The sequence below is a fragment of the Longispora fulva genome, from assembly GCF_015751905.1.
GTDB classification, from domain to species: domain Bacteria; phylum Actinomycetota; class Actinomycetes; order Mycobacteriales; family Micromonosporaceae; genus Longispora; species Longispora fulva.
The window spans coordinates 5,002,554-5,025,190 of record NZ_JADOUF010000001.1 but is presented as its reverse complement, the minus strand read 5'-3'; the positions used below and the strand labels follow the sequence as shown (position 1 = coordinate 5,025,190).

Genomic DNA, 22,637 nt, shown 5'->3' with positions numbered 1-22,637 from the left:
CCCGCCGGGGGGCAGAGTGTGTCGAACACGGTGGTGTTCGGTGACGTCATCCAGATCGCCGGGGTGTACGGGAACGTCACGATCACCAACACCCCTCCCTGCTACCGGGTACAGGAGTACCCGTTGGGCGGGGCGGGGCTGTCGATGGGGCAGGCCCGCAAACAGCCGAGCCAGCTGCTGCTATCGCGGCACCAAGTGGTGAACTTCACCGGCCGTGACAGCGAGCTTGCGGACCTTGCGTCGTGGATGGACGACACGGGGGTGCGGGTGCGCCTAGTGCACGCCGCTGGCGGGCAGGGCAAGACCCGTTTGGCCCAGCAGATGGCCGCTGGGTGCGGTGCGGCTGGCTGGTCGGTGTGGAAGGTCACGCACGACACTGCATCGCTGTCGCGGGGCCCGGTGCGGCTGCCCGTGACGGGTGGGGTGTTGGTGGTGGTCGACTACGCCGACCGGTGGCCGCCGTCGCATCTGATCGCTCTGGTCACGGATCTGACCGCGCTGCACGCCCGCGCCGGGATCGCGGTGCGGGTGCTGTTGTTGGCCCGTGCGGGAGGGTTCTGGTGGACGGCGGTCGCCGACCGCCTCGACAGCGACCTCGGTGTCGACACCGACGCTCAGGTACTCGTCCCGCTAGGCGAGCACACCGACCGCGAAGCCCTGTTCCACACGGCCCGTCGCCGGTTCGCCTCCGCTCTAGGCATCGCCGCCCCAGCCGTGCCGGCGCCGGCAGGGCTGGGCGGTCCCGACTTCGCCCAGGTCCTCACCGTGCACATGGCCGCCCTCGTCGCCGTTGACGCCCACCACCAGGGCGGCATCGCGCCGTCGGAGCCGCACGCGATGTCGGCGTACCTACTGCGCCGCGAGTTCGCGCACTGGCAGATCCTGCACGCCCGCGTTGAGGATCCCATCGCCACCCCACCGGCCGTGATGCGCCGGGCCGTGTACGTGGCCACCCTCACCGGCGCACTGCCCCGCACCAGCGCCCGCACTGCCCTGGCCACCGTCCAACTGACTCCCACCCAGGCGGGTGCTGACGGGATCATCGACGACCACCAGCGCTGCTACCCGCCCGATGACCCCGGCGCGGGCACCGTGCTGGAGGCGATGCACCCCGACCGGCTCGGCGAGGACATGCTCGCCCTTAGCACTCCTGGACACCCCCACACCGCCGACGGGCACTGGACACCCGACACCTGGACCCTCGCCGCGCCGCGCACGCTCCTGGGCGGAGAACCCAGGACCTGGGGTCCGGCGGCGGTCACCGTCCTGGTCGAGACCGCCCGCCGCTGGCCCCACATCACCACCACCCTCCTCAACCCCCTCCTCACCACACGTCCCGACCTCGCGCTTGCTGTGGGCGGCACTGCCCTCATCCGCCTCGCTGACCTTCCCGACCTCGACCTTGGTGTCCTCGAAGGCATCGAAAACCTCCTCCCTGACCGCCGCCACATCGACTTCGACATCGCCGCCGCCGCCATCAGCACCACCCTCACCCGCCACCGCCTCGCCCACACCAACGACCGTTCAGCCAAGGCCCGCATCCACCACAACCACGCCATGCGCCTGTCCCATGCCGGCCGCCACGACGAAGCGCTCATTGCTAGCCAGGAAGCCGTCGATCTCTACCGCCAGCTGGCCGAGGCCCAGCCCGCCGTCTACCTGCCCAACCTCGCGGGGTCGTTGAACAACCTCGGTGCCACGCTGTCCAGGCTGGGGCTGCGGGAGGAGGCCTTGGCCCCCGGTCAGGAATCGGTCACCATTCGCCGCGGGCTGGCCGAGGCCCAGCCCGCCGCCTACCTGCCCGACCTAGCAGGGTCATTGACCAATCTCGGCAGCCTGCTCTCCGAGCTGGGTCGGCGGGAGGAGGCGTTGGCCCCCGGTCAGGAATCCGTCGATCTGTACCGCCGCCTGGCCGAAGCCAACCCCGGCGCCTACCTACCCGGCCTCGCGATGTCGTTAAACAATCTCGGCAGTCTGCTGTTGGAGCTGGGGCTGCGGGAGGAGGCCTTGGCCCCCGGTCAGGAATCGGTCACCATTCGCCGCGGGCTGGCCGAAGCCCAGCCCGCCGTCTACCTGCCCGACCTCGCGGGGTCGCTGACCGACCTCGGCGCCATGCTGTCGGGGCTCGGTCGGCGGGAGGAGGCGTTGGCCCCCGGTCAGGAATCCGTCGATCTGTACCGCCGCCTGGCCGAAGCCAACCCCGCCGTCTACCTGCCCAACCTCGCGGGGTCGTTGAGCAACCTCGGCAGTCTGCTGTCGGGGCTGGGTCGGCGGGAGGAGGCGTTGGCCCCCGGTCACGAATCCGTCACCATCTGTCGCCGGCTGGCCGAAGCCCAGCCCGCCGTCTACCTGCCCGACCTCGCAGGTTCGCTGAACCTCCTGGGCAGCCTGCTGCTCGGGCTGGGTCGGCGGGAGGAGGCTCTGGTCTCCGGTCAGGAATCCGTCACCATCTGTCGCCGGCTGGCCGAAGCCCAGCCCGCCGTCTATATGCCCGACCTTGCGGGGTCGCTGAACCTCCTGGGCAGCCTGCTCTCGGAGCTGGGTCGGCGGGAGGAGGCCCTGGCCCCGAGCCAGGAATCCGTCGATCTGTACCGCCGCCTGGTCGAAGCCAACCCCGCCGCCTACCTGCCCAACCTCGCGGGGTCGTTGAACAACCTCGGCAACCTGCTGTCAGAGCTGGGGCGGCGGGAGGACGCCCTGGCCCCGAGCCACGAATCCGTCACCATCCGCCGCCGGCTGGCGAAGGCCCAGCCCGCCGCCTACCTGCCCAGTCTCGCGACGTCGTTGACCAGCCTCGGCGCCACGCTGTTCGCGCTGGGTCGGCTGGAGGAGGCTCTGGCCCCGAGCCAGGAATCCGTCACCATCTGCCGCCGGCTGGCCGAAGCCCAGCCCGCCGCCTACCTGACCGACCTCGCAGGGTCATTGACTAACCTCGCCGCCATGCTGTCGGGGCTGGGGCGGCGGGAGGAGGCCCTGGCCCCGAGCCAGGAATCCGTCGATCTGTACCGCCGCCTGGCCGAAATCAACCCCGCCGCCTACCTACCCGGCCTCGCGGGGTCGTTGAACAATCTCGGCCGCCTGCTGTCAGAGCTGGGGCGCCGGGAGGAGGCGTTGGCCCCGAGCCACGAATCCGTCACCATCTGCCGCCGGCTGGCGAAGGCCCAGCCCGCCGCCTACCTATCCGGACTCGCGACGTCGTTGAACAACCTCGCCAGCCTGCTGTTCGGGCTGGGTCAGCGGGAGGAGGCTCTGGCCCCGAGCCAGGAAGCCATCACCATCCGCCGCCGGCTGGCCGAAGCCCAGCCCGCCGCCTACCTACCCGGCCTCGCGGGGGCATCAACCAACCTCGGCGCCATGCTGTCGGGGCTGGGGCGGCGGGAGGAGGCGTTGGCCCCGAGCCAGGAATCCGTCGATCTGTACCGCCGGCTGGCCGAAACCAACTCCGCCGCCTACCGACCCAGTCTCGCGACGTCGTTGACCAGCCTCGGCGCCACGCTGTTCGCGCTGGGTCGGCCGGAGGAGGCCCTGGCTCCGAGCCAGGAATCCGTCACCATCCGCCGCCGGCTGGCCGAAGCCCAGCCCGCCGTCTACCTGCCCGACCTTGCGGCGTCGCTGAACCTCCTCGGCAGCCTGCTCTCGGAGCTGGGGCGGCAGGGGGAGGCCCTGGCCCCGAGCCAGGAATCCGTCGATCTGTACCGCAGGCTGGCCCAGGCCCAGCCCACCCCGTACCTGCCCAACCTGGCGATGTCGCTGTGGGGATACGCGTTGGTGCGCGTGAAGGTGGAAGTGGCATCACCCGAGGCACTGGCAGCGGTCGCGGAAGCGATCAGCATCTACCAACATCTGGTCGAACAACTCCCCGCAAGATTCGGCCCGGACCTGCGGTCGGCGCACCGCACCCTCGCCGACGTGCTAGATGGTCTCGGCCGTACCAAAGAAGCCGACGACCTGCGGCGTCAACTAGCTAAGCCGACCGGCGGCCCGGACGGCGAGGCACCTGGGACGGTGTAACGGTTGCCTTCCCTGAAGGCTAGTACTGACGAGACAGCCCGCCCCGATGCGCAGCGATGCTCGGCACGCTCTGCCGTGATCACCATCGTCTTCCGTCGGGCCGATCGTCTACTGGGCGAAAGCTCCGGCGGTGCCGCAGCTCACCGGCAGCGCGAGGACCCGGGGGCGTGCCCGCGGCTTCGACGGACCATCGTGGCTGCACGACTGAGGTGCGTCATCCACTCGATACCGAACGGCACCTCGCGGGGCATCCAGCCGCCGCCCTCCATCGAGCCGGCCCGGCCGATGTTCATCAAGAACATGCACTCAATGTGGCTCTGGACCTCGCTGGCCTCGGGCTTCGGCGCCACCCCGGGGCCGAAAGCGCGCAGGGAGCGCTCGGCGAGAGCAACCGACTCCGGACCGGTCAGCATCCGCACGAACCATTGCACAGACCTTCTCATCGGCTCCTGACGGACCGTCGAGGTCCGTCTAACGGCGGGATGGCGGTGCGCAGAGTCGGCGAAGCCGGCTAGTCCCTCGATCAGCTGGACTGGGCCCGAGCCGACAGGAAGCCGACGACGCCCACAATCGCTGACGGCTCGCCGCCAGGGGCGAAGCTGCTGCGGCGTTCGACAGGACGTTCTCTACCTCGGCCAATAGGTCACCGCGCTCACGATCGGGTCGATCACGGCTAGCAGCATCCCCGCAGCGGTTTAGGCAGCCCGGACCCCAGCCTGCGACCATCAGCGACAGGCTGTCGCGCTCTCCAGATAGGAGTCGAACGGGCCCATGCACGTCAGGACCATCTTGGCGGGCCTACCCAACACTGTCCCGCACAAGAGGGACGGGCGGGACCCCCGCGACTTGGTGCTCCTGCGCGACGGAGCGCGACTCACCGATGTGGTAGCCCTGATTGCGGCTGGCCACGCACGTTGGGCGCCCTACACCACCCGGCAGAACGCCACCCGACGTGCCGAATCCATACGAGAGTCAGCCGAGTTGCTGTTCCCGTGAATCCCCACAGCTCACGACTTGGGTCTGCCCATGAGTGAAAGCACCATCTATGCTGGGTGCAACTGTACGTGTGGGTACGGTTCGAACGACTGGAATGAGGGCGAGGCAGGCATGGCCAGCGAGCCGCTACGACGTGTAGAGCGCGTGGTGTCGACACACGACATTACATGGCTTCTCGACCTAGCGAAGAACGAGCAGCTTAACCTTGATCCCCCGTATCAGCGCAAAAGCGTTTGGACGACCAAAGATCGACGTTTTTTTATGGACACGGTCTTTCGAAACTATCCGTCACCGGCAATTTTCCTTCACAAGACGATCGACGATACAACCGGAAACACTACCTACCATGTAGTAGATGGCAAACAGCGGATCTTGACTGTTCTCCTCTACGTCGAAAATCGGTTCGCGCTATCCGACGACTTTGGAGACACGAGGTTTGCGGGCCGCCGATGGCGGGACTTGGACCCTACTGCACGCAGGCTTCTTTGGAACTACCGGCTCACAATTGAAGAACTCGACGACGCAAGTATTATCGACGTAAATGATGTTTTCTCCAGGCTTAATAAGAATGCGAACAAACTTAACGCGCAAGAGCTTCGCCATGCCAGATTCGACGGATGGCTTATTTCCTTCCTCGAGGAAGAAGCCACGGAATCAGTTTGGCGGACGTTCAAAGTGCGTACGGCAGCCAAAGAAAAAAGAATGTCGGACGTACAGAACATTTCTGAGTTGGCCGCCGTCATCTTGCGGAAGGATATTTCGGGGTTCAGTCAAGAGGATCTAGATCGCCTTTACGCCGATCATGATGCGCCCGAGGCGGAAGAAACCGAGTTTGATACCGAAGAATTCAGGGAGGAGTTCCTTCAAACTCGCCGAGTCCTCGAGCGTCTGGAAGAAAGCTACCAACTGGTTTCTCGACACGCACAGCCGTTCTACAATCTATATATCCTCTGGACCGCACTCTGGCGCAACAGGCTCGAAGAAACACAGTTGGAAGCCTTTGCGGAGAGATACGAGTCATTCATGAACGCGGTCCAGGCCCTTGAGGTCAATGACGCGAATTATGGCACGCCACCCGTTAACGCTTTGAATGATTTTGATCTTCAGGTTGCCGCTTATAAGGCGGCATCAGTAGGAGCAACGACCGAGGAGCCTCAGCGGCGCGTGCGGCTCAATGCCCTAGAAGCTGCATTGTTCCCGACTGCGCAACTCGCCGCCAATGAAGATTGACGAAAGTCTCCGTACGGAGTATGTGAGGCAACGGAAGGTGGCGGAGAAACTCAAGGAACTAGTTGACTCCCAGATCCAATCTCGGAAGCCGCCGACTTGGCACTATGAAAGTAGAGTAAAAGGTGAGGAAAGCTTCGCACTAAAGATGGAGTGCGGGCGAGCCGATAATCCGAGCGAGATCGAAGACACTTTTGGTTGCGTACTGGTTGTTCCCAATTATTCTGCATTGGGAAGTGCTGAAGAAGTTGTAAACAGTCTGTTTGGGCGGCCCGCCGTCAGGAGACCCCGAGATTCATCGGAAACCGCCAAGGACCCCACTGACTTTCGATTTGATGATCTAAGACTCTACATGCGCTATCCAGCTAGTGAGATGACTCCACCGACGGGCGTGGAGGGCACATTGTTCGAAGTTCAGATCCGCACGTTTCTTCAGCACGCCTGGACGATCGCGACGCACGACATTGTTTACAAGTCCGACCAACTTAGCTGGCGTCGAGAGCGCATCGCTGCCCAGGCGAAGGCTGCGCTTGAGCAGGCGGAAGTGACTATCGCGATGATGTCGGCGCTCGAGAAAAACGATGTTCTTCCTGAAACCAGCAAAGACTATCGAAGGTTCAACAACATAATCGAATCCCTCCGTGATCATTGGGATTCGGAGCAACTGCCGACGAATATCCGTTTGCTGGCTGTTGGCGTCGATGGAATACTACGGGACATTGGACTTAGCTCTGACGACCTCCCTGCAATACTTGACACTGGGCGTACGCGATATGGTGGGAGGCATAACCTCGACTGGTCTCCCTATCGCGCCATCGTTCGCTACCTTTCCGAACAGCATGCAGCAAAGTTTAAGAGGTGCCTATCCAGGAAAGGTCGCGGTCACGTCTTTGTATACCCTGACGTTCTCTCCGCCTTAGGCCTAGACAGAACTGAGGCACCTCGAGCAACGTTCGTTGACGATGTCGAAAACCAACCGTCAGCAGCTAAATCGGAAAATGCATTGCTCTGAATGCAGTACAATATGCACCTCTGAAAGGGCGACATGTGCGCGCTAGGTGACGAGTTCACTAGGGCCTGGGAATCAATACCGGCTGACAGTGCTCGACTCGGCCAGTCCGTAGCTGTCGGCCCGTGCTCGTTGCTTATGTGTCGTATTTGACTGCGGCGACCTACTGAAAGGCCAACCACAGGCCGAAAGACGACTTGGGCTCCCCCTCCGAACGGAGGAAGGAGCTCAAGTCAAATTTTGTTCACCCAGCAGGACTGGAAACGCCTATGGACTCGGCGACCAAAATCGCGGCTATATGGCGGGCCTATCTGTCGGCTCTGGATACGGACCGAGGAATCGTTCACCGTTGAAGTGAATAAGGTGCGTCTCGTTTTCTGCGCACCACACGTCGGTCTCCCATGCGATGTCTTTTAGGTATTCCCTGAGATGTTCGCGCTCTTCGAAACAGGTGATGAAGACTGGGCCCGCAGTGGAACCTTGGAACAACCTCTTCAATTCACCGTGTCGCTTGGCGTCGATGGGGCCGTGGGATGTCACAGCTTCCATGAGGATCAGCCAATTGCGGTCAGGCATGTAGACGACGAGGTCCGGCATTTTGCCGTGGGAGTCGACGGTGACGCCGAGGGCTTCAAGGGCGTCGCGCTCGAAGACGCTCCATTTGGAGCCGGTGTCGCCGAGATAGAGAACTTGACCGCCGGGTGTATACAGGGGACAGAATCTGGTGATGATCTTCTTGATGAGCGGGTTCTGACCTCCGGGGCTGAGATCAACCTCGGCCCCACTTGGTAGCGTCACCGCGATGCGGTTCATCGCCCGCTCTTTCGCGTAGATGAATTGCAGACCAGGCAGCTTGGCCAGATAGGCTTGGAGCCTCTCATCGAAGCCAGGTTCGCCGTAGGTACAGATCAGCGCGAACGCGCCCGGCTCAATCTGGTAGCAGTTCTTCGGCGAGTTGACGGCCCGCGTCGGAGCGTCCGGGTTCTGTACGACCATGCCAGCCTCGATGAACTGGTGCAGAGTGAAGCGCCGGATGGTCTCGCGCGAGTTGGGCGCGTAGTCCTTGTCGTACGTCGCACGTAGCCAGGCCATGATGTCGTAGGTCTTGAGCATGGGCTGTTGCGCTGCGGACCAGGGATCCTCCGGCGACAGTCCCAAGAGAGCTAGCAAGGTCAGTGACGACCGTTCGTTGCACCTCTCCTTGTCGAAGTTTAGGAGTCCGAGAAGTGCACTGGCCTCGTTGATCCGCTGCTTATAGGGGTCGCCGCCGATGTCGATCGCTGTTTGCTCATTCATCACCACTGAGGTTAGCGGGCATCGGCTCCAAGTGTTGTCCCACAAGGCTGTCGATCTTCTTCTGGTCCGGCCAGCTGCCCGCACCCCAGGCGGTGCCGAGGGCGCTGAGCTGCTGGGTCGAGGGGTAGCGCAGATTGCGCAGGTCGGTGGCGTTGATCTGGGTATGTCCGCTGAATCGGCGAATGAACCTGTCCAGCAGGGTCGAGTTCAGCCACAGACACAGACCGCGGGCCACCTCGGGGGCGAGTCCCTGGTGGTTGTGGTGGAAGTAGTTGACGTGGTTCTCGAACCCGACCACCTCGCAGGCAATCTCGTCGGGATCAAAGACCGCAGCCACTACCCTGCGGCGTTCCTCCTTCGAGGACAGTCGCTTAACGACGACGTAGTGTCCGCTGGGCACGGTCTGCTTGACCGTCGCGGGGGTGACCATGATCGCGTTGCACTTTTTCGCGCCCGGTACGGGCCATCGGATCTGGCCTTCGTGCATGTGTAGCGGGTAGATCAGTGGTGCGGCGCCCGGCTCGGGGTCGGCTCGAAGATGTTCTGTGGCACGGAAGTCCACGACACGACCGGTCGAGACCTGAATTTGAAGGTCGCTTAGGGTGCTGGGCAGTGCGGCGAGCGCGGCAGCCAGGGCGGTGTCCTCATCACCGGCGCTGATGTGGAGGAAGTACTCGCTGTCCTTGGGGTGGACTACCTGGTCGTAGGGCACTACGTGTGTCTCGGGAGTGTCCTTGTAGTCGGCGCTCGCGGAGATGGTCACAGGAGTGCGGTCCGGCATCTGGCTACGGGTCGCAGTGAAGATCACGTTCTCCTGGAGCACGTTGGTGTCTGCGAACACGGTCGAGCGGGACTCGAACACATGCAGGAGATCCAGGCGCATCGTTTCCAGGAAGAAGCGACGGAAGCTGCGGAAGTAGGGGCCGTTAGTGAAGCTGCGGGGCGTGATCGCCGCGATCTGACCGCCAAGGGCGAGCTGGCTAATGCCCAACGCGAGAAATGCGGCATAGATGTTGGGAACCTCGACCGTGGCTGTCTCGGTGAGTCGCCGCTCTAGCGAAGTCCTATTGATCTTGCCGTAGGGTGGGTTCATCACGATCAGATCGAACGGCTCGCGCATCGGCGTCAAGAGGTCACCGGCACCAGTCGCCCACTCGACGTAGTTCGCGCCGATCACCTGGGCCGTGACCTTCACTCCCGCCACAGCGGCCGTGGCCACGCAGTCTTCGAGGGTGGCCTCAAGTGCCTCACGTAGCGTCTCGTCGATCTCGCAAGCCGTCAGCTCCAACTGGACGCCAGGACTTTCACGTATCACTCGAGCCACGATCGCAGCCGCCAGCGACCCGACGCCCGCCCCCGGCTCAAGAACCCGCAACAATCCGGCCTGTGGCAGCGTGACCAGTGACGCGATGAATTCCGCCACCGGGGCTGGAGTAAAAAACTGACCCAACCGCGCCCGACGCTTGACCTCCAACTGGGACGACAAGCTCTGCCGCCGCACCTCGGTGCGCTCCATGAGCTGGAAAGACGTCAGTTCAGCGGTTGTCACGAGCTAAGAGTAGGTACGCGCTCATCGGCCAGGCAAGTTAGACATAGCTAACATTTCGCCTGTTCGTCGTGAGGTGCGGCTGGCCCCGCATTGAAGCCGGTGTTCAGCACCGGGCCCCGACTGGTTTTGAACCCGCCGCGACGAGGCTGCGCTCAGCACGGGTTGGCACACCTCCACAGGCCTGCGGCTACGAACTTCGCCCCTGATGTCCGGGGTCATCGCGACCATGCTGGCCGCTGCCCCGGCTTTGGCCTTCGCGTCTGCTCTTCACGTTAGAGGTGTAGGCGCGAAGGCGTCGGGGTCGTCGGGACGCTGCCGGGTATGGGTGTCGGCTCGGTTAATCGTTTCCTTGGAGGAGTTCGAGTACTCCGACTGCGTGCAGGGTTCGGGTGATGTGGGTGCCGGGTTGGTCGATGGTGAGGTGGATGTGGCGTTGTCGGCAGATGCGGTGGGCGACGACGAGGACGCCGATGCCGGTGGAGTCTAGGAGGGTGACGTCGGCGAGGTTGAGGGTGATGTGTCGGGTGGGGGTGTGGGCTTCGGTGTCTATCGCGGTGCGTAGGTGGGCGACAGTGGCGTAGTCGATTTCTCCGGCGATGGCGATGTGGGTGTGTTGCGGACAGGGGCGTGTGGTGGTGATGGTCAGTGTGGGTCCGCTGGCGGCCGGGGAGGGTGTGGGTGGGGTTGGGTGGTGGTAGCGGTGGATGCGTGCCATGTGGGTGGCGGAGTGGGGGCAGCCTTGTTGGTGGGCGTTGCGTAGCGCGTCGAGGGCTTCGTCGGGGTGGCCGAGGTGTTCTAGCCAGAGGGCGTGTTGCAGGGGCTGGGTACCGCGTTGCAGTGCTTGGTGGCAGAGTCGGGCGGCTTCGTGGTGGCGGCCTTGGAGGGCGAGGAGGCCGATGAGTTGGGTGGAGGCGGTGTGGTCGCCGTGGTGTAGGCGGGTGCGCCAGGTGTGTTCGGCGATCTCGTCGAGGAGTGTGACGGCGGTGGTGGTGTCGGAGGTGGTGGCGGCGAGTAGGAGGTTGTGGGCGAGGGTTTGGCGGGTGGTGGTGTGGTCGGTGTCTTGCAGGGACAGGGCGACTGCCAGTAGTGCCTGGTTGAGATCGACGGATGTGCGCAACTTGCGGGCGGGCGGGCTGCCGAGGGAGGAGCGGCTGATGAGGTCGCGGGTCTCGTCCAGGCGCAGGGCTCGTAGGGTCCCGGCCGGGGTGAGGATGTAACGGGCGGGTGGACGTAGCGCGGGGGGAACCCTGTGCACGAGGGGGAGGATGTCGACGAGTCGCCGTTCGACGAGTCCGCCCAGCATGGCGGTGACCGCGGTGGGCGCGGCGGTGGCCAGCTCGGTGAGCGCCGCGTCGGGGATGGCGGGGTGTACGAGGAGTGTTCGCAGGATCTGCCGGTTGAGTGGGTGTTCGGCCTGGCCGGGTTTCTGGGTGTGTGGGTCAGGCACCGGCGTTGTCCTTTCTGTCGGTGTGGGTGTGGGTGTGGCGGACGCGCCGGAGTCGGATCTCCACGGCGTCCTCGGTGAGTCCGTGGCCGATTTCCTCGGCGATCTCGCGGTGGGTGAGGCCGGCGGCGTGCAGCAGCAGGATGCGTCGGGTCTGGGGTGGGTGCAGTTCCCACGCGTCCCACACCATCCGGGCCACGACGACCTCGTCGGCGGGGTCGGCGCAGGTGGGGTGCAGGTGGGCGGGGAGTAGGTCGAGGTCCGGGCCGGCGGGCGGTTCGGGTTTCCACGCCTCGTGGGCGTCTTTGAACCGCAGCAGGCAGGCGCCGATGAAGTACGTCTTGAGGCTGGCTCCCCCGTCGGGGTTCCATCCGCCGCCGGTGAGCGCTGAGCGGGTGAAGTACTTCAGTCCTTCCGCGACGATCAGCCCCGCGAGGCTGATCAGGTCGTCCGGGTCGAGGGGGCGCTTCGGCCTGGTGACGGAGCGGTTGCGCAGGGCGGCGAGGCGGTAGGCGTGTCCGGTGGCCAGCCACACCCGGAACACGGCGATGCCGTAGCGGGCCGCCTCGGCGGCGAACACCTGGTAGTCGAGTCCTTCGACGCCGTGGGTGCGGATGCGCATGGCCAGCTCCGCATCGGCCATGCGACGCCCGGCGTCACGATCGCGGTCGGTCAGGGCGCACTCGGTGGCCACCAGCGCGAGTTCGTCGTCGCCGATATCCGCCCCGTCACCCTCACCGCCACCGTCCGCCGTGGCCCCGGCGGGTTGGGAGGCGGGCTCGGGGGTGATGGGTGGTACACACTGGGAGACCGGGCCGGGAGCCCGGCCGCGTGTGCGCGGCTGGCCGATCCCGTTCTCCTTTCTACCGGTGCAGGTCCTCATGGACCTCCTATGGGCCAACCGCCGCAGAACCCGTCACCCGCGGGCTGTGATGTGAGTCACGTCGCGGTTGGGACGGTTTTGCCGCCGGGCGCCCATATCACGGATATGAGGCGCGTACAGGTCGCGTTCAGCCGCGTGCACGACCCGCCGCGGACGCCGAACGAGTAGAGAAGGCTGCGGAATGAGGATCAGCTCGGCCGCCGGGCGCCGGCTGCGTCCGGGCGGCGCGATCGCGCCGGTGAACGCCCGTGTGAGCGCGCGGGCGTCGCGTTCCATGCAGCCATTCATGCTTGTTCCCCCAACTCGCCGCCCTCTGGTCGACGCGCCCACCGAGGTTCGGCGGATCGAGCAGGTCCAGCGACAGGGATTCCTGCTCTGTACCTTATGGATGTTTTGCCTGGCGTTGTGCTGCCCAGCAGTTCACTCACAGCGTAGGTGGTGGGTGAGACACGATCGTACATGTGTTGCAGAATGGGCAAGTGTGACACGCGGTGTCTACCATGGACGTGCGACCCGAGGAGCACCTTGCCCCATGTGGATGGCCTCATGGGTACAGGTTTGGGTGGTAGTGGTCCGACTGGGCGGATCGGAGTAGGCTCGGACTCAGCATTGTGCCGAGTGAGTGGTCCGTCGCGAGTAGGGAGGTGGCAGAGTGTCGAAGAACCCCTTGGGGCCCTGGCTGTGGCCTGCCGTGCTGCGTGCCGGACTCAAAGACGCTCGCGAGCGGGCCGGACTGACTCAGGCCCAGGTCGCAGCAAAGCTACGCTGGTCGGTCTCGAAGGTGTTGAGGATCGAACGCGGAAACCATGGCGTGTCCTACACCGACGTCGGCGTGATGCTCAACCTGTACGGCGCGGACGACGAGGTCGCCGCGGAGCTGCTGGGCCTGGCCGACAGCATCGCCCGCAACGACGGGTTGGGCGCGACGGCCAAGCACCTCGTCTCCCCGCAGATGGTGCAGCTGATGCACCTGGAGGCGACCGCGTCGGTGATCCGGCAGTTCGAGCTCCTCATGGTGCCTGGGGTGCTCCAGACCGTCAGGTACGCCCGGACCGTGATCCGCAAGATGTGCCCGGCGGAAGACACCGACGCGGTGGTCGCGGCCAAGACCGCGCTGCGCATGGAACGTGGCCAGCGCCTCCTGGGGCGCGATGACCGTCCGTCGATGACGTACATGCTCTACGAGGCGGTGCTGCGCTCCGGCGTCGGCGGCCCCGACGTGATGGCCGAGCAGGTCGAGCATCTGCTCCGCGTGACGCGAGCGCCCAACATCGACATCGTCGTGTTGCCCGCCTCCGTCGGCGCGTTCCGGGCCATGAACGGCGCGTTCTTAATCATGGACTTCGACGCCTCGGACGAGCCGTCGGTGCTGTACACGGACGGGCACCGTGCCGACACCGTCAGCCGTGAGGAACCCGCCGAGCTGGCGGTCACCCGAGACGCGTTCGTCGAGATGGAGAGGCAGTCGCTCCCTCTCCCCGACTTCCTCGAGGAGTACCGGCCCTGATCGTCACCGGCGCGCCATCCAGTGGGAGCGCGCCGCAGTGGCGCGCTCCCCGCCCGCGTAGGCGGCACCGACGTTGACACCTGCCCTGAGGTGGTCAGGTACACAAGCGGGCACACCGGCCCGCAGGACCTCAAGGAATCCAGTGACCAGCCCGGAGAACAAGGCCGCGGGACGCACGAGCGCCGCCCCTGCGGCCGAAGGACCCGACCAGCCATCCCCACCGCCCCGCCCGGCCAAGAAGGCGACACCCCGCGTCACCAAAGCCAAGGACCAGGAGCTCGTAGCCCCAGCACCCCAGACGCCACCGGCGAAAACCCGCTCCGTGCGGGGCGCCCCACCGACCGAGCCCAACGCGTGGAGCTTCTGGGAACGGTTGCTGCGCAACAAGGCCATGACCCACAACCTCATCAAAATCATGGTCGCGGCCGGCCTGATCTTGCTTGCGCTCGTGCTCCTGGTGTACATCGTGGCCGTGGCAACACCGGAGACCAAGCACGTCTCCACGTGGCTGACCACCTTCGCTCCGGTCATACTAAGCGGCGCGGCTGCGGGACGCTGGGGGTGGCTTCGGCGACGGTCACGCCGAATCGCCGCCGGACGGCCCTCGGTGAAAGCGGGCCAGGACGCTGTCGGCGAAGAATCCGGCGAGACCGAGTAGAACGACCGTTGTCCCGATCTGCGCGGTGATCCTCAACGGCCGGTTGTAGTCGCTCAACGCGCCGGCGATCACCGCGCCCAGCCCGACCGCGATCACCACGGAGAAGGTGTAGTAGGCGGCCCGCACCGCCCGAGGATGACCGGTCCCCGTCCCCGCCGGTGCCGGTCTACTCGTCTTCATGATGTCGTCCTCACTGCCGTAACCGAAGCGGCCGCACGAAGACCGGTGTCCCCATCAGACCAACCACGCTGATGACCGAAGGTGACGCCTTCTTCAACGTAGAGTCCGCACGCGGCTTCCGCTGTCCGGTTGGCTACAGTACCGACTGACAAAAAGGTCAAATGAATCACCATCAGTATCTAAGGTACCTATCGCTAAGCATGTTTTCAGTTCCCCACGGCAAGCCTATCTAGTATCTTCAATGTCGCGGAACGGGGAAACCGGCATCGACTCACCTTTCACCTGTGCCTATGACTTTCGGACGACGATAACCCCACGCGGGACAGGTCGCAGTCCGGGTGTAACGGCCGTACCGCAGCGGATGCCAGGGAGGCGGGCATGTTCATCGAAGGCGCACGAGAAATGCGTTGGCGTAAAAGCACCCGCAGCGGAGACACCAGCGACTGCGTCGAGGTTGCTTTCACCAGCGGAAATGTACACCTGCGAGACTCCAAAGACCCTTGCGGCCCGACTCTGGTCATCACGAACGCGGACTGGGCAGCGTTCACCGGAACCAAGGTGGGGAATCGCTAACCTCTCGACAGAATTTGTACCAGCCAAGTAAGCGTGGTGTCGATCCGCAATGGACACTGATTGCTCGCCCAAGCGGCCACAAGTGCCGGCGGAAAGCACCACATTCCTTAAGCTGGGACTAAATTCCATGGCCGTCAACACCCTGAGCCGTGCGACACCCGAAGGCCGGAACGTGACGCCAGACCGGCGGCAGCACACCGACGATCATCACCACCTACTTCTACCTGACACACATTGCAGCCACCTATGACGCCGACCGGGTGACCTGGCTCGCCTCCGGAAGAGGCCCCGACGATCATCTCCGCCGCCTCACACCGCGGGTGGCTGGTAGCAGGGGGAGAAGATGAGGAGGCGCAGGATGTGGTCGTATCCGGTGACGGAGATCTTGTAGCCGTCGGTGGGGTTGCGTGCGGTGAGGGTCCAGTCGCCGCTGGGGAGTTTGTTGAGGGGTTCGGTGAACTCGTAGCCCTGGGCTTTCCAGGTGTCGTGGAGGGTCTGGAAGACCGTGTGCTGGTCGCGGTCGGCGGTGAAGGGCAGGTCGTAGGTGCCCTGGATGTAGTAGCGGTCGTCGGTGGCCGTCTCGCCGGCGCGGCCTTCGCACGGGGCCGGGCCCAGGCCGACCTGCTTGCCCTGTTCCTGCTGGCCGGTGACGGTGGCCGCGACACCGCGGAAGTACGTCTGGACCTGCTGGCTGGCGTCGGAGCTGCTGCGGGTCAGCAACGGTGCCTCCTTGTCGGTGCCGCCGCACCCGGCGAGCAGAACGAGGGCGATCGCGACTGTGCAGGACAGCCGCGCGGGGCCGGGAAGTCTCATGGTCTGGCCTTCACGGTGAGCTTGACGATGGAGTGGGGGATTGGCGCGAGGTCGGGTTGGGGCGACGACGGCCGGCTTTACCGGAAAGTCGGGGCGGCGTGGGCGGTGCGCATCGCCTGCCACAGCAGCCAGCCGACACCGCCGGCCAGTACGAGCACGCCGAGGTGGTTCAGATCTTCACGGCGATGCTCGCAGGGTCTTCGTCGAGTAGGCGGCGTGAACAGCGGTCAGGGCATCGTCGACGGCGGCCAGGGTGCACTGGCAGTTCGCGGGCGGGGGGTACGCGGGAGGCGGCCGGTGCGGGGCGGCGCCCCGAAGTCCGGCGAGCTGGTGGGCGTGCGCGTCGACCCAGGCCCGCGCCGCTGGATCGGTTGGGGCGCGGCCGTGGCGGAGGTATTCGCGCACGCCAGTGGTGATCTCCCACAGGGCGGTGTCGACGGCCGGGCCACCGAATACCACCCGGCCGGCACCGGGCTCGGGCCAGGACTGGTGACCGGTACGCGGCGCGGTCCGAGTCGGGGACGGGTTGCGAGGTGGTGGGCGAACGCCACCGCCAACCCGACCCGCACGGATCTGTCGCCGGGCCTGTCGATGGTGGCGGCCTCAGCATCGGCGTGGGCGGCCAGCTCCAGGCCGGCGGCTGCAAGGTCGGCGTGCGCGCCTTGAGTCCACCACACGGATCTGTCAGGCCCGGCGGTGCCGAGCCACCGGCGGCCGAGGACCGTTCTGCGCGACGTGGTCACTGCCAGTACCCCGGCGGCGGGCGGATCGCGGAAGTCACCTACCTCGGCCGTGGACACGATGTCCGTCGCACGTTCGGCCAGGCGCGTGGTCATCGGGCACCGTCGAACGTGTCGTCGAGCAGCGGGAGGAGGGTCGCGGCCTCGCGGTACACGGCGGTGATGGTCAACGGTCCGTCCGCGCACACTGCGGCGATCATCCCGCCAAGCGGACTGTCGGGGAGGTATCCGGCACGGGTGCGGGCGCGCAGGTCCAGCAACTCGCGGAGATGGGTGTTGAGGCGGGCGCGCGCGGCGGCCGGGGGAAGGGGTTCGCCGTGGACCTGTTCGGCGGTGGCGTCATCGATGACTTCCCACATGACCCGATCGCGAAGCTGACTGCCGGTGTGGACGGTGATCAGGTGCGGTACGGCCGAGCATCCGGTGAGCACGAGGCTCGGCCGGACCGGGCTGCATACGGCGGCCTTGTCGGTGACGGCGTGGTCGCGGCGGCGGCGGGTCAGGTCGGCGGACACGGTCAGGGCCAACGCGACGGTGTGCGCGTCGAGGGTATGGTCCTCGCGGCGGTGGGCCAGCGCCGCGCCAAGGACGCCCGGGGTGCCGCACAACCCGATCGCTTCGCGCATCGCCCACAGCGGGTCGCGCTCGAGGGTGAACCACACCCCGCCGGAAGCGACGTCGGCCAGGTGTTGTTCGCCGGCCACCTGCCCTGTGGCGGCCAGCACCAGCCGGCCCGGCCCAGGCAACGAGTCGAACCAGGCCGTGGTGGTGTCGAAGACGTCTTGCACGCCCGCCCCGATCACCGGGCTGCTTCTTCCTCGACGGGCACCCGCCACAGCCAGCAACGCGCCCCGGCCTGGCGGATCTCGTAACGGTGCGCCGGATCCAGCACCACCGTGGCACCGTCCAGCGCCGTGAATCGCTGAACGGGAGCTCCGCCCTGCCGCAGCCAGCCTGAGGGAAGCATATGTCCCTGGGCGGGCACGAGCAGCAGCCATCCGCCAGGCGGGTCATAGACCAGCGTGCAGTCGGCTGCCGGCAGCCAGTCGGGCCGGTCGGCGCGGCCCTGGTAGTCGCACACGGTGATACCCACTAGCCGGGCCAGGCCGGTGCGGGCGTCGGGGCCGGTGGCGTCAAGTTCTGCCACCACCAGGCCGTGGTCGGGAAGTTCGTGTCTGCTCATCATGTCCTCGCCGTGCTCGATTACTGTCAGTCGGAATCGCAAACCGTTGCCCCGTGCATCGGGGGCAGCCGGGCAGAAGTTCATGCCGCGCGCGGCATCGCGGTGTGGGTGTGTCGGCGGTGGTCCTTGGCCTGGAACATCGCCCGGTCGGCGGCCACGAACGCCTGACCGGTGTCCTCTCCTGGGTGCAGCACGGCGACGCCGACGCTGAGCGTCACCGGCCACGGCGCGCACACCCTCGCCGGCACGACCAGCCCGCCGGCCAGCGCGCTGGCGAGCTCGCCGGCCTGGGTGTGCGGGTCGGGGCCGTCGAGAGGGATGAGCGCGGCGAACTCATCCCCGCCGTAGCGGGCCAGGAACCCGCGCCCGGCCAGCACCCCAGTCAGCAGGCCGGCGACGTGGTGAAGGACCCGGTCGCCGCCCGGGTGACCCAATAACTCATTGAGGTCTTTGAACCTGTCCACGTCGAAGACGAGCACGGCGGTGGGCCGGTCGGTGTGTGCGGCACGTGCCAGTTGGGCCTCCCACGCGGCGCGGGAGGCGATGCCGGTGACGTCGTCGACCAGCGCGGCCTGGCGCCACAGCTTCGCCCGGTGCAGGGCGACGGCCTCGCGTTCCTGGGCGGCGCGTGCGCGTGACCGGGCGAGGAGTGCCGTGGTGACGGCGCTGCCGGCCACCCATACTGCGGCGATGGTGGCCAGCCGCGCGGCGTGACGGGTGCTCACCGCTCAGCCCGCCACGGGGATGCCGGCAGACGCCAGGTCGTGCCGGGCCGTCCACGCGTCGCGCCAGTCACCCCTGGCCGCATGGCGTGCCCGCTCGGCGAAGCGGTGGCTCATGCACGGCCAAGCACTGTGGCAGCCAGCGGCGCAGCGTCGCGGGTTGTCGGGGTGCTGGGAGTGGGCGGCGGCGAGCTGGTCAGCGGTCCGAGCGAGGGCCTGATCGACGATGCGCTCGGCGGGGTCGTTCGCCATTTCGGGCATGGTGGTGTCCTTCCTGCTCGGACCAGTGGGAGAGATGTTCGGGCCGTGCGGGGCGGCCAGGTCACCCGCCCCGTCCGGCTGCTAGGAGGCGGCCAGTCCCGGACCAGGCCGCCACATCGGGTGAAGGGCCGGTCCGCCGTCGGGCAGTTGGATCGGGCCGCCGTGGTCGACGTAGCCATGGCGCAGGTACAGCCGGCGGCTGTTGGCGTCACACGCCTCGAGGTAGGCGGGCAGACCGACCTCATCCAGGCGGGTGTGGGCGTGGCGCAGCAGTCGCCCGCCGATGCCCTTGCCCCGCCAGGCCGGCCGCACGCCGAGCAGTGCGAGGTGATCATGCGACTCGTGCGGGTGGCGGGCGTCGAACTCGGCGTCGAGGGTCTGGAATCGCGGCAGATGTTCGCCGGTGGCGGCGGCCAGCCGTGCCGGGTAGTCGACCGAGTCGGGCAGCGGTGCGATGCGGTGCAACCACACGCCCGCTCCGATCGGGTGCCCGACGCGGGTCGCAAGGTAGATCGTGCCGCGGGCGAGGGCTGCGCTGGTGAGGATGGCGAAGAAGTCGCACATCACCGGCGCGCGCCGCGCGTCGTCGGGCACCAGCCACCGGCACACGGCCAGGGACTCGGGCTCGGTGAACGCGGCGGTCAGGATCCGGTTGACGGTGTCGAGGTCACCGGCGACCGCGCGGACGATCTGGATGTCGCGGTCGACGTCGATGGTGGGCGAGGTGTGGGTCATGACGAGACCTCCGGGAGGATGGGGGTGGGCAGGACGGCGGCGGTGCCGCGACCGATGACGCGATAGGCACCCGGGCGGGCGGCGCGCAGGTACAGGCCCCAACCGCAGCCCGCGAGCCCGATGGCGGCCAGGCCGGTCGGGATCGCCCACCGCAGAGCCGAGTCGTCGGATACGCCGAGGACGGACGCGAAGTGGGTCAACGCCAGGACCGTCATCGCCGCCAGCGCCGCGCACGCGACGGTGGGGGCAATCAGCTTTGTCCACACCCCGGCGAGCTGGCGGTGGGCGGGGTCGGCGAAGAACGCGACGACGGCGGCGGAGGTAACGGTCAGCAGGACCAGGATCCCGAACGCGCCGCCGGTGCCAGCGAGGTAGAACAGCTTGGTCAGCGGGTCCCATCCGGCTGCGGCGTACACGGCGATGATCATGAACGCGATCGTTGACTGCGCGAGGGATCCGGCCTTGGGCGCGAAGGTTCTGCGCGAAGCCCGCCCGAACACCGCCGGGAGCACCCGTTCGCGGCCGAGCGCGAACACGTACCGGGCGGTGGTGTTGTGAAAGCTGAGCATCGCCGCGAACAGGCTGGTGGCGAACAGGACCCGGCCGGCGGTCGCCCAGGCGGTGCTCAGGTTGGCTGCGGCGTTGGTGAACAGCAGCTCCGGCCCCTGCTCCGCGGCGAGTTGGAGGGTGCGGGCCGGGCCGGCGGGCACGGTCATCGCCCAGGAGCTGATCGCGTACACGGCGATGATGAGGCCGACCGCGAGGTACGTGGCGCGCGGGACGCTGCCGGTGCGGGCTTCCTCGCCGTAGACGGGGCCCTGTTCGACGCCCGCGAACGCCAGCACGGCCAGCACCAGAACCGCACCGCCGGAGGCGGTTAGAAGCCCGGCCGGGTTGAAGCTGGCCGCGATCTCGATATCGTGCCCGGGGTGGCTGGCTGGTAGGAGATTGGCGACGTCGAAGACGAGCACCACGCAGATCTCGGCCGCGCCCAGCAGCGCGAGAACCTTGCCGGACAGGTCGATGCGGCGCACGCCGAGCAGCCCGACACCGGCCCAGCAGGCCAGCGCGATCACCCACCAGGGCAGGTTCCAGCCGGTCGCGAGGTGGATCAGTGGGCCGGCGGCTGCGCCGATCGCGCCGTAGGCGGCCATCTGCACCGCGAAGTACGAGACCATGGCCGTCCACGCGACGCCGACCGCCGGGACGCGGCCGATGCCGACGGCGACGTAGGCGTAGAACGCGCCCGCGTTTGGCACGGCCTTGGACATGGCCAGGTACCCGACCATGAACACCGCCAGGACGATCCCGACGAGCACGAACCCGGCCGGCAGCGCCGTGTTGGCGGTGGAGGCGTAGCCAGCGGTGACCACCCCGGCGACCACTGTCAGCGGTGCGGCGGCCGACAGGAGGAAGAACAACACCGGGCTGGCGCCCAGCCGGTTGCGAGCCAGGGACACTTCGACCGGGCTAAGGCCGGCTTCAAGAGACAAGGACATCAGCGATCTCCAGGAGTCAGGGGCGGGGGGCTGCGACGGAACGGACGACGACCTGGTCCACGGCCGCCACCAAAGCCGCGAGAGGCTGAGGGAGGCCGCAGATGTATCCGGTGGCGAGGGTGTGCAGGTCAGGGTCGGAGGAGAAGAACTCGCCGGCCAGGCCTATCGCGTCGATGACGGCTAGCAGCAGCACGTCAGCGTCGGTCAACTCGTGCGGGTGGCGCACCGCGCGACGTAGGCGGATCCCCCGCAACTCGACATTGCCCGGCAGGGCCGGCACGAGCCGAGGTGAGCGCATCCGACGCTCTTCGACGCGCAGCGTCCGCGCCCGCACCAGGCGGCGGCGGACCCAGCCAAGCGCGCTGTCAGACAACGCCGGCAACCAATCCGCGGCCAGCCGGCCGGGTTCGGCCCGCACCTCCGCGACGACCATGTGCACCACGGCGTCGACCGGGGTCTGCGTGGCCGGGTCCACCCGCAGCCGGCCAGCATCAAGCCACAGGTACTCGCGCAGCAGTGCCTCGCCGAGCAGACACCCCGCCAGGCCCACACCCAACACGCCGTCGCCCAGAAGCGCGTGCCCGGTCGCGTGGTGATGGGCTGCCAGGTACAACCCATCGGCCACCGCGAGCTCACAGCCGCTGAACCTTGGCGCCGAGACCGCTCCGGGGTGAGTGGCTGGACGCTCAAGTCGGAAGCCGGCGTCACCTTTCGAGGTTCCTGGCGTGGGCACGGCATCACTGCCGCCTGACCAAGGGTTCGGGCGTGAGTGCTGGTAGTCGGGCCAGCTGACCGGCCTGCAGCCGGTCGTCGCGGATTGGTCCGGGGACGTCATGGTGGTCATGCCCCGTCGCCCGGCAGAGGCTGCATGACCCACCACCGGCAGATTGGGTTGTATCCGAAAAAATGGCCAGTCGGTGTCTGCGTCTCGGTGCCGGTGCCGGTGCGCCGGCGACGTCGTGTCTGGGCCATGTCGGGTTCCTCCTGCCTGCCCCGCTACACGCAGGGACTCGGGTTCTGGGCGTCACACCTAACGGGCTTCTCGGACAGGTGCGGACCGACTCGGTGACACTCCGTTGACACCGAGTCCGTGGGTACGCGTTCCTTGGCGGTCGCTGATCTTGGAGAACCGTGACCTGTAGGGCGACGCCTACCCCCGCCCAACGGCGACGCCTACCCCCGCCCAACGTTGAGGTGCAGGTATGGCTGCCCCATTTCGGGCGGTTCCCCCTCAGGTCGACCGAGTGGGAACAACGTGTCTGATCATGGCTTTTGCGCTGTATGATCTTGGTTGGAACATCGAAGGTGCGATGACCGTATTGGCACTCCGAGGTGTGAACCCGGAATTTTC

The 22,637-nt window shown here is 66.6% G+C and carries 21 protein-coding genes; 5 read left to right on the top strand and 16 right to left on the bottom strand.

Annotation, left to right across the window (positions count from 1 at the left end):
* Positions 1–18 precede the first annotated feature (18 nt).
* Positions 19–4,011 (top strand): tetratricopeptide repeat protein, encoded by a 3,993-nt coding sequence (locus tag IW245_RS42330; RefSeq protein ID WP_307788904.1) that lies wholly within the window; start codon positions 19–21, stop codon positions 4,009–4,011.
* A 140-nt stretch (positions 4,012–4,151) separates the two neighbouring features.
* Here IW245_RS42330 and IW245_RS22405 read toward each other — a convergent pair whose 3' ends face one another.
* Complete coding sequence (locus tag IW245_RS22405; RefSeq protein WP_197005142.1) at positions 4,152–4,430, bottom strand: hypothetical protein; 279 nt, start codon at positions 4,428–4,430, stop codon at positions 4,152–4,154.
* A gap of 607 nt (positions 4,431–5,037) precedes the next feature.
* Between IW245_RS22405 and IW245_RS22400 the strand changes: the two genes are divergently transcribed.
* Together IW245_RS22400 and IW245_RS22395 are read left to right on the top strand one after the other, a co-directional pair.
* Positions 5,038–6,237, top strand: coding sequence for a GmrSD restriction endonuclease domain-containing protein (locus tag IW245_RS22400; protein WP_197005141.1), 1,200 nt, complete (start codon positions 5,038–5,040; stop codon positions 6,235–6,237).
* A gap of 37 nt (positions 6,238–6,274) precedes the next feature.
* Positions 6,275–7,246, top strand: coding sequence for a RelA/SpoT-related domain-containing protein (locus IW245_RS22395; protein ID WP_197005140.1), 972 nt, complete (start codon positions 6,275–6,277; stop codon positions 7,244–7,246).
* A 291-nt stretch (positions 7,247–7,537) separates the two neighbouring features.
* Here the strand turns inward: IW245_RS22395 and IW245_RS22390 are convergent, their stop codons facing one another.
* The 5 genes from IW245_RS22390 to IW245_RS22370 all read right to left on the bottom strand — a co-directional run bounded on the left by IW245_RS22390 (position 7,538) and on the right by IW245_RS22370 (position 12,691).
* Positions 7,538–8,539 (bottom strand): BsuBI/PstI family type II restriction endonuclease, encoded by a 1,002-nt coding sequence (locus IW245_RS22390; RefSeq protein ID WP_197005139.1) that lies wholly within the window; start codon positions 8,537–8,539, stop codon positions 7,538–7,540.
* On the bottom strand, positions 8,532–10,088 hold the full coding sequence (locus IW245_RS22385; protein WP_197005138.1) for an Eco57I restriction-modification methylase domain-containing protein: 1,557 nt from the start codon (positions 10,086–10,088) through the stop codon (positions 8,532–8,534). Before IW245_RS22385 ends, IW245_RS22390 begins: the two co-directional genes overlap by 8 nt.
* 337 nt (positions 10,089–10,425) lie before the next feature.
* Complete coding sequence (locus IW245_RS42325) at positions 10,426–11,535, bottom strand: STAS domain-containing protein (protein ID WP_197005137.1); 1,110 nt, start codon at positions 11,533–11,535, stop codon at positions 10,426–10,428.
* A complete protein-coding gene (locus tag IW245_RS22375; RefSeq protein ID WP_197005136.1) occupies positions 11,528–12,415 on the bottom strand; it encodes an RNA polymerase sigma factor in 888 nt (295 codons plus the stop codon). Before IW245_RS22375 ends, IW245_RS42325 begins: the two co-directional genes overlap by 8 nt.
* A gap of 33 nt (positions 12,416–12,448) precedes the next feature.
* Positions 12,449–12,691 carry a hypothetical protein gene (locus IW245_RS22370; RefSeq protein ID WP_197005135.1) on the bottom strand — a complete coding sequence of 81 codons (243 nt, stop codon included), beginning with the start codon at positions 12,689–12,691 and terminating at the stop codon, positions 12,449–12,451.
* A gap of 376 nt (positions 12,692–13,067) precedes the next feature.
* On the opposite strand from IW245_RS22370, the gene IW245_RS22365 reads away from it, so the two are divergent.
* Positions 13,068–13,922, top strand: coding sequence for a helix-turn-helix domain-containing protein (locus IW245_RS22365; protein WP_197005134.1), 855 nt, complete (start codon positions 13,068–13,070; stop codon positions 13,920–13,922).
* 577 nt (positions 13,923–14,499) lie between these two features.
* Here the strand turns inward: IW245_RS22365 and IW245_RS22360 are convergent.
* Positions 14,500–14,760 (bottom strand): hypothetical protein, encoded by a 261-nt coding sequence (locus IW245_RS22360; RefSeq protein WP_197005133.1) that lies wholly within the window; start codon positions 14,758–14,760, stop codon positions 14,500–14,502.
* Between the two features lie 378 nt (positions 14,761–15,138).
* Here IW245_RS22360 and IW245_RS22355 point away from each other — a divergent pair, with 378 nt between their 5' ends.
* Positions 15,139–15,333 (top strand): DUF397 domain-containing protein, encoded by a 195-nt coding sequence (locus IW245_RS22355; protein WP_197005132.1) that lies wholly within the window; start codon positions 15,139–15,141, stop codon positions 15,331–15,333.
* A 309-nt stretch (positions 15,334–15,642) separates the two neighbouring features.
* On the opposite strand, the gene IW245_RS22350 is transcribed toward IW245_RS22355, so the two are convergent.
* From IW245_RS22350 to IW245_RS22310, 9 genes are all read right to left on the bottom strand, one after another.
* Positions 15,643–16,146, bottom strand: a complete 504-nt coding sequence (locus IW245_RS22350; protein ID WP_197005131.1) for a hypothetical protein — start codon at positions 16,144–16,146, stop codon at positions 15,643–15,645.
* A 177-nt stretch (positions 16,147–16,323) separates the two neighbouring features.
* Positions 16,324–16,605, bottom strand: a complete 282-nt coding sequence (locus IW245_RS22345; RefSeq protein WP_197005130.1) for a hypothetical protein — start codon at positions 16,603–16,605, stop codon at positions 16,324–16,326.
* A 373-nt stretch (positions 16,606–16,978) separates the two neighbouring features.
* Entirely contained in the window at positions 16,979–17,689 is a 711-nt protein-coding gene (locus tag IW245_RS22340) for a hypothetical protein (RefSeq protein ID WP_197005129.1), read from the bottom strand.
* On the bottom strand, positions 17,686–18,072 hold the full coding sequence (locus IW245_RS22335; protein WP_197005128.1) for a hypothetical protein: 387 nt from the start codon (positions 18,070–18,072) through the stop codon (positions 17,686–17,688). The genes IW245_RS22340 and IW245_RS22335 overlap by 4 nt, the downstream gene beginning before the upstream one ends.
* Positions 18,073–18,149: 77 nt before the next feature.
* Positions 18,150–18,794, bottom strand: a complete 645-nt coding sequence (locus tag IW245_RS22330; protein WP_197005127.1) for a GGDEF domain-containing protein — start codon at positions 18,792–18,794, stop codon at positions 18,150–18,152.
* A 3-nt stretch (positions 18,795–18,797) separates the two neighbouring features.
* Complete coding sequence (locus IW245_RS22325) at positions 18,798–19,043, bottom strand: hypothetical protein (RefSeq protein ID WP_197005126.1); 246 nt, start codon at positions 19,041–19,043, stop codon at positions 18,798–18,800.
* A 90-nt stretch (positions 19,044–19,133) separates the two neighbouring features.
* Positions 19,134–19,787, bottom strand: coding sequence for a GNAT family N-acetyltransferase (locus IW245_RS22320; RefSeq protein WP_197005125.1), 654 nt, complete (start codon positions 19,785–19,787; stop codon positions 19,134–19,136).
* Positions 19,784–21,247, bottom strand: a complete 1,464-nt coding sequence (locus IW245_RS22315) for an APC family permease (RefSeq protein ID WP_197005124.1) — start codon at positions 21,245–21,247, stop codon at positions 19,784–19,786. The genes IW245_RS22320 and IW245_RS22315 overlap by 4 nt, the downstream gene beginning before the upstream one ends.
* 55 nt (positions 21,248–21,302) lie before the next feature.
* Positions 21,303–21,911 (bottom strand): GPP34 family phosphoprotein, encoded by a 609-nt coding sequence (locus tag IW245_RS22310; RefSeq protein ID WP_197005123.1) that lies wholly within the window; start codon positions 21,909–21,911, stop codon positions 21,303–21,305.
* Positions 21,912–22,637: the final 726 nt, after the last annotated feature.